Below are 6,832 nucleotides of genomic sequence, written 5' to 3'. Positions count from 1 at the left end.
ATGCCCTGCAGATCGGCATGGACGTCTACCGCAAGGAGGACAGCGAGGGCCGCCGCGATCACGCCGGCTTCTATCTCGGCGCCGGCCGCATCGAGGCCCAGGTCGATCACTACACCGGCACCCGCGCCGGCCAGAACACGATCGACGGCTATTCGCTGGGTCTGTACTGGACCCACTTCGGCGCCAGCGGCTGGTACCTCGATGGCATCGCGCAGGCCACGCTGTACAATGCCCGCGCCCGGTCGGCGGACGGATTCCATGGCCTGAAGACCAACGGCGTCGGCATCGCGCTGTCGATCGAGGGCGGCTATCCCTTCAAGTTCGAGAACAACTGGGTGGTCGAGCCGCAGGCGCAGCTGGTCTACCAGAGCATCTGGCTCGACAAATCAGGCGATGCCGCGGCCCGCGTGCGCTTCGACGACGTCGAGTCGCTGACCGGCCGGCTGGCCGTGCGCGTGGCCAAGACATGGTCGCCCGGCGGCGAACCGGCCGAGGGCGAAAAGCGCCGCCTGATGACGGCCTGGGTGCGGGCCGGTCTGTGGCACGAGTTCCTCGGCGCGCCCCGCACCTCGTTCAGCTCGGCCGATGGCTTCGTGCCCTTCCGCTCGAAAGCCAGCGACACCTGGGCCTCCTTCACCCTGGGTGTTACCGGCCAGATCAGCCGTACCGGCACGCTGTATGTCAGCGGCGGCTACGACATCGGCCTCAACGGCAAGAGCCACGCGCTCAACGGCAAGATGGGCATGCGGTTCCATTGGTAGCGAGCACGCAGCGTGCTGCAGGAACAAGACTTCATCATCGCTGGCTACGTGGAGTCGGAATCGTGCGCGTTCTTTGCACTGATCCTGGCGCTTACAGAAGAAGATCCGTTGCGTTATGCCGGTTGGGTAGAGACAGCCCTTTCGACGCCCGCGTGGCTGCCATTGAAGCAGAAATTCGAACCCCTGGCGCGCAAGACCTCGCCGTTTCCACACCAGCTACCTCAGGTGATCCGACGCCTGGCCCATTGGATCGAGCCGCGCCTGGTCGCGCGTGTGGCTTTCGTGGCGTTCACCGTCGACGGGCTGGTTCAACAGCCGACATACCGCGGAATCAGGGAAATCCATGCTGAGTACAAGTCGACGTGATCCAAGGTGATGCAATGATGAAGCTACAAGACGGCCGGCGCATCCGCGGCCGCGCGACGCACGACAAGATGGTGAATGCCTGTCGTACGCTGATGCGACGCGGTGCCCTGCGCCCCACCGCTCCGGACGTGGCATCCGTCTCGGGCGTGGCCACCCGAACGGTCTTCACGCACTTCAAGGACATCCGCTCGCTCTATGCCCACGCGATCGAGGAACCGGATCTCATCGAGACCCTGCTGAGCCGCCTCCCCGCGGATCGCAGCGAGCTGTTCCGGGTGATGCTGCTGCGCGATCACCAGTTGCTGCCGCCGCGCAGCGCGGGCGTATCGCAGGACGTTGACGGCAGCATCGGCGCCGCCCCCGCGGGCGATGCGGATCGGACCGGGATGTGAACGTCCCCTTGCGCGGGGCGCGGGCTGACCGCGCCGAGGGTCCCATGACGGCGCACCGTCGCCGTCGTCTTGCGAAGGAGTGAGAGGTCGATGTTCAAGGAATTCAAAGAGTTCGCGATGAAGGGCAACGTCCTTGATCTCGCCATCGGCGTGATCATCGGCGCGGCGTTCGGCAAGATCGTCGAATCGTTCGTCGGCGATATCATCATGCCCGTCATCGGCATGTTCGGGACGGTGGATTTCTCCAATCTCTATGCCGTTCTCAAAGGCAGCGTACCGTCGGGCGCCTCGCTGGCCGATGCCAAGAAGGCTGGCGTGGTGCTGGGCTATGGAAACTTCATCACCATCGCCATCAACTTCCTGATCATCGCGTTTGCGCTGTTCATGGTCGTCAAGGGGATCAACCGCATGAAGCGGCGCGAAGAAGCGGCACCGGCGGCGCCGCCCGCGCCGACGCGCGACCAGGAATTGCTGACCGAGATCCGCGACATCCTCAAGAAATAGACTAGAGTCCGCCTGAAGGGGACGGCTGCTCGCGACGGGAGCAGCCGTCACCCCATTCGCGCCGCGGTAGCCACAGGGGAGCCCGCCAGAGAGCGTTGGATCAGGCGGATCGGGGGGTCGCGTACGGCCCGAGTGCCGACGTCACACGGCCTTGAAACGGGCAGCCGAGGTCGCGGCCGCCGGCTCGCAACTCATTGTTGGCGCACGTCCGGGGAAGCGTTAGCGTAGCGGTACCAGATACCGCCTCCGAACTGCCTGTCCGTCCATGAGCGACAAGAGAACCGGGGACTACCGACAGTGCCCTCACTGCGGCGGAAGAGCTGTCATGACAATCTGCAGCAAGCTCCCCGATGCCGATCTCGAGTTCCAGGTGTTCAAGTGCCTGAGCTGTCAGGCCGACATCACCCGGACCGTGGACATAAACGGCAACGACGTTCTCAAGGCCGCCGTGCGACCACCGAGCGACGGCGCGTGACCCCCGCTGTCGACAGCCCGGCGCAGCGCCACGTGACAGGTGCCCGGGACGGCGGCGTTCATCTCACTTTTTCGTCGATATAGTCCAGCGCCCGGAAGGCGCCACCGATCATCGGCAGGAACCAGGGTTTGCCGGAGTACAGCGGAATCGGCGGCAGGGCCGCATCCGCGAACGGCAGCTTGCCGTGCAGGCGGCCGGCGATCGACCGGCCGATGGCATCACCCAGGAACGGCATCATCGACACGCCCGAGCCGTTGCAGCCGACGACGAAATGCAGGCCGTCGAGTTCGCCGGCATGCGGCAGCGCATCGTAGGTGAAGGCGACATTGCCCTGCCAGGTGTGCGTCACCTTGATGCCGGCCAGCTCCGGCAGGCGCTCGATCAGTGCCCGGTGCAGGAGCTGGGCCCGCAACGCGCCGGGGATCTCGGTGAAGCGGGCGCGTCCACCGAAGATCACGCGCTTGCCGTCGGGCGAGAGCCGGTAATAGTGCAGCACGCGGCGCGTCTCGGAGAAGGTTCGCCCCTTGGGGCAGATTTTCGCCGCAAGGCCGGGCGGCAATTCCTCGGTGGCGATGATGTGGCTGGCGATCGGCACCAGCCGTCGTTGCAGTGTCGGCGTCAGGCCACCCGTATAGCCGTTGGTGGCGACGACGACATGACGCGCGCGGACCTCGCCCGCCTCGGTCGTGACCCGCCAGCCCTCGCCGTCACGGCGCAGCCCCGTGGCGCGACAACCGCCCGCCAGGGTGATCGAATTGCGCCGCCGTGCCGCCGCCAGCAGCCCGCCATAGAACAGCGCCGGATGCAGCTTGCCCGCGGTCTCGAAGACCATGCCGCCATGATAGAAGTCGCTGCCGATCTCCTGGCGCTGCTCTTCGCGGCTGATCAGCTTGCAGTCCGTGGCGCCACCCGAGCGCAGCTTCTCGAAGCGCGTGCGCAGCCCTTCATAGTGCGAGGCGGCACAGGCGCCGAGGAAGCGGCCGCGCTGCTCCAAGTGGCAGTCGATCTTCTCCTGTTCGACGAGATCGATCAGTCCGCGATAGGCGTCGATCGCCCACCCGACGACATCGCGCACCAGCTCGGGCGCGTAGTCGAGCGTTCGTCCGGTAAAGCTCTTGCCGATCGACAGGCCGGCGCTCAACGCGCCGCCGCTGCGTGTCGATGCGCCCGAGCCGAATTCACCGGCCTCGAGCACCAGGCTCTGCACGCCGCCATCGGCCAGGGCACGCGCCGTGGCGAGCCCGGCATAACCGCCGCCGACCACCACCACGTCGGTCTTGGCCGGCAACGTCGTGGCCGCAATCGCCTGCGGACGGAACGCCTCCCACCAGTAAGGCTCTTCCTTGAAGTCGCTGCTGAAGATGGACTGATCAATGGAAGGCATGAACGCACCTTTGCCTGAAATGCCGAAGCCACGGACTTTTCCCTTGTCGCCCTGGAGCGTCAAAGCCATTGTCGCGTGGCTCAAATTCCCTGGAGTTATGATGATCACGTCGCGCCAGCTCGAAGCCTTTCGGGCGACCATGTCCCACGGCACGGTGACGGCGGCGGCCGAGCGCCTGGGCGTGTCGCAGCCCGCGGTGAGCAAGATCCTCGCCGGGCTGGAGCACGAGATCGGCTATCCGCTGTTCATGCGCATCAAGCGGCGCCTGGCGCCCACCAGCGAGGCGCGCCTGCTCGAGGCCGAGGTGACCCGCCTCTACCACAGCCTCGAGCAGGTGACGGCAGTGGCGCGCGAGATCCGCGAACGCCAGGTCGGCGATCTCCTGATCTGTTCGACACCGGCGCTGGGCCGCACCGTCCTGCCCGACGTACTGGCGAGCTTCATGAAGCGACACGCCAAGGCGCACATCGGCTTCCATGTCCGCAGTTCGACCTACATCAACCAGAAGATGATCGACCAGCAGATCGACCTGGGCTTCTCCATGATGCCGTTCGAGCATCCCTCGATGGTGGCCGAGGAGCTGAGCCGCGCCACGGCGGTCTGCGTCCTGCCGGGCGATCACCGGCTGGCGCGGCGCAAGGTGATCCGCCCGGCCGACCTGCGCGGCGAGCGCTTCCTGTCCTTTCCGCTCGATGGCCGCATGCGCCATCTGATCGATGCGGTGTTCGAGCAGGAACGCATCGAGCGGCAGCTGCAGATCGACGTCTATTCCTCGGCCGAGGCCTGCGCGCTGGCGGCCCGCGGGCTCGGCGTTTCGATCGTCGAGCCTTTCACCGCCCGCGACTACCGCCGTGAGGGCATCGCCGTCGTGCCCTTCGAGCCCAGGATCCGCTACCTGTTCCGCGCCATGCGGCCGCGCTACCGCAAGCCGTCGCGCCTGGCCGACGCTTTTCTCGATGCCCTGAGGGCGCACCTGAAGGCGAAGGGCCTGAGCTGATCGGCCCGGCCGGATCATTGTTTGATGAAGTCGCCGTTCCCGTCGTTCTGAGCGTTCGTGATTTTTTACCTTCCCCCGCTTGCGGGGGAAGGTGCCCGAAGGGCGGATGGGGGTTGCTGCAACAGAGTCGATATTCGATGACAAACACCATTCCCGTTGCAGCGCCCCCCATCCGGCGCTACGCGCCACCTTCCCCCGCAAGCGGGGGACGGTAAAGATCACGCGTGGCGTTGATGATCGCCAGCGCCGCTGTTCTTTTGAACGATCCACCGCAGAGTCCTTCGCTTCGCTCAGGACGACATGGTGGCGCCCCCCTCTACGCCGGGTCATGCGTCACGAAGAATTCGAGCCCGATCAGCCGTTCCAGCAGCATCACGACCAGCAAGGTCATCGCCACCGTCACCGTCGAGATCGCGGCCAGCACCGGTGATGCGTTCTCCTGGATGAAGGCATAGATCTGCACCGGCAGAGTCGTGACCTGCGGCCCGGTGAGGAACATCGTCACCGTCACCTCGTCGAACGAGATGATGAAGGAAAAGAGCAGCGCCGTGACGATCCCGGAGCGGGCCAGCGGCAGGGCGATGTCGAGGGCGATGCGGCGATCGTCGGCACCCAGCAGCGCGGCAGCTTCGACGATCTCGCCGTCGATGCGCTGCAAGGCGACCATGATCGGCCGCCAGGCAAAGGGCAGCGTGCAGACGACATGGGCGACCACGATGCCGCTCGCCGTGCCGAGATGGCCGGTGAGCGCCAGCACGTTCACCAGCGCCACGCCCAGCGCCGCATGCGGGAAGAACAAGGGCGACATGACGACGAGCTCGAACGTCGCCAGCCAGCGCGGCCGCAGTCGATGGCAGGCATAGGCGCCGGCAAAGGCGATCGCCGTCACCGTGACCGCGACGACGGCGGCGATGCCGAGGCTGGTGAAGAACGCATCGATCCAGCGCGGGTCGGTGGCGGCTTCGGTGTACCAGCGCAGGCTGAACTCGCCCGGCGGGAAGCGCAGGTAGCCCGCCGCCGACAGCGACGTTGCGGCGATCACCACGATGGGCGCGGGCAGGAAGAACAGCAGCGCCAGGGAGCCCGCGCGGCCGAGCTTGATCAGGGGCGCGTTCATTTGTCGGCCTTCGGTACGAGCGCGGCTTCGACGGTGCGCAGCAACACCAGGCCGAGCCCGCTCAGGATCAGCAGACAGAGCGCCCAGGCCGACGCCTTGCTCATGTTGAAGTTGTAGACGACCTCCTGGTAGATCTGCGTGCCGGCCATCTTCTGGCGGATGCCGCCCAGCAGGATCGGCGTCACGATGGCGCCCATCGAGGTCAGGAAGGTGATGCCGATGCCGGTGAAGACGCCGGGCAACGACAGCGGCAGCACGACCCGGCACCACGTCTTGAACGCGCCGGCGCCCAGCGATTCACTGGCCTCCTCCAGTCGATTGTCGATCTGCAGCAGCACCGACAGCGTGGCGATCACGGAGAACGGCATCAGCACATGGGTCAGGCCGATCACCACGCCGAGATCGTTGAAGATCAGCGGCAGCGGCGACTCGATGACGCCGGCCCAGCGCAGCGCTTCGTTGAGGAAGCCCTTGGGGCCCAGGATGACCAGCCAGCCATAGGTGCGCACGACGAGGCTGACCAGCCACGGCACCAGCACGACGACCAGCAGGATGTTACGCCATCTGGGAAGGCGCCAGAGCAGCCAGGCGATGGGATAGGCCAGCACCGCCGACGTCACCGATACGACGGCCGCGACCGAGACGGTGCGCAGGAAGACGTCGTGATAGTCGGCGCGATCGAGGATCTGCCGGAAATAGGTGAGAGAGAACCCGTCCTTGGTCCAGAAGGCGTGCAGGAAGAGGAGCGCCACCGCCCCCAGGAAGAGCGCGAGGACCAGCCCAGCCGGCAGCAGCAGCCAGCCCAGGCTCTTGGGCGCTGCGGTGGCACCACGCAT

General features: G+C 66.2%; 9 protein-coding genes. 6 read left to right on the top strand and 3 right to left on the bottom strand.

What is annotated here, in order from left to right; all coding sequences use genetic code 11:
• From FQU96_RS41350 to FQU96_RS42420, 5 genes are all read left to right on the top strand, one after another.
• A partial coding sequence (locus tag FQU96_RS41350; RefSeq protein WP_146547295.1) for an autotransporter outer membrane beta-barrel domain-containing protein occupies nucleotides 1-761 on the top strand: 761 nt, incomplete at its 5' end.
• 12 nt (nucleotides 762-773) lie between these two features.
• A complete protein-coding gene (locus tag FQU96_RS41345; RefSeq protein WP_146547294.1) occupies nucleotides 774-1,127 on the top strand; it encodes a hypothetical protein in 354 nt (117 codons plus the stop codon).
• Complete coding sequence (locus FQU96_RS41340) at nucleotides 1,124-1,519, top strand: hypothetical protein (RefSeq protein ID WP_146547293.1); 396 nt, start codon at nucleotides 1,124-1,126, stop codon at nucleotides 1,517-1,519. The genes FQU96_RS41345 and FQU96_RS41340 overlap by 4 nt, the downstream gene beginning before the upstream one ends.
• A gap of 90 nt (nucleotides 1,520-1,609) precedes the next feature.
• Nucleotides 1,610-2,023: a large conductance mechanosensitive channel protein MscL gene (mscL, locus tag FQU96_RS41335; RefSeq protein ID WP_146547292.1), complete on the top strand. Its 414-nt coding sequence runs from the start codon at nucleotides 1,610-1,612 to the stop codon at nucleotides 2,021-2,023.
• Between the two features lie 325 nt (nucleotides 2,024-2,348).
• Complete coding sequence (locus FQU96_RS42420) at nucleotides 2,349-2,498, top strand: hypothetical protein (RefSeq protein ID WP_178131184.1); 150 nt, start codon at nucleotides 2,349-2,351, stop codon at nucleotides 2,496-2,498.
• Nucleotides 2,499-2,556: 58 nt separating this feature from the next.
• Here FQU96_RS42420 and FQU96_RS41330 read toward each other — a convergent pair whose 3' ends face one another.
• The gene (locus FQU96_RS41330) at nucleotides 2,557-3,882 is read right to left on the bottom strand and encodes an FAD-binding oxidoreductase (RefSeq protein ID WP_178131182.1); all 1,326 of its coding nucleotides are present in this window, start codon (nucleotides 3,880-3,882) and stop codon (nucleotides 2,557-2,559) included.
• Between the two features lie 100 nt (nucleotides 3,883-3,982).
• Here FQU96_RS41330 and FQU96_RS41325 point away from each other — a divergent pair, with 100 nt between their 5' ends.
• Nucleotides 3,983-4,879, top strand: coding sequence for a LysR substrate-binding domain-containing protein (locus tag FQU96_RS41325; protein ID WP_178131180.1), 897 nt, complete (start codon nucleotides 3,983-3,985; stop codon nucleotides 4,877-4,879).
• A gap of 316 nt (nucleotides 4,880-5,195) precedes the next feature.
• Here the strand turns inward: FQU96_RS41325 and FQU96_RS41320 are convergent, their stop codons facing one another.
• Nucleotides 5,196-5,996 (bottom strand): ABC transporter permease, encoded by an 801-nt coding sequence (locus tag FQU96_RS41320; RefSeq protein WP_146547289.1) that lies wholly within the window; start codon nucleotides 5,994-5,996, stop codon nucleotides 5,196-5,198.
• The gene (locus tag FQU96_RS41315) at nucleotides 5,993-6,832 is read right to left on the bottom strand and encodes an ABC transporter permease (RefSeq protein WP_178131178.1); all 840 of its coding nucleotides are present in this window, start codon (nucleotides 6,830-6,832) and stop codon (nucleotides 5,993-5,995) included. Before FQU96_RS41315 ends, FQU96_RS41320 begins: the two co-directional genes overlap by 4 nt.

The organism is Reyranella sp. CPCC 100927 (assembly GCF_007859315.1).
In the GTDB taxonomy this organism is placed as follows: Bacteria; Pseudomonadota; Alphaproteobacteria; order Reyranellales; family Reyranellaceae; genus Vineibacter.
This window is presented reverse-complemented; position numbering and strand designations above follow the sequence as displayed.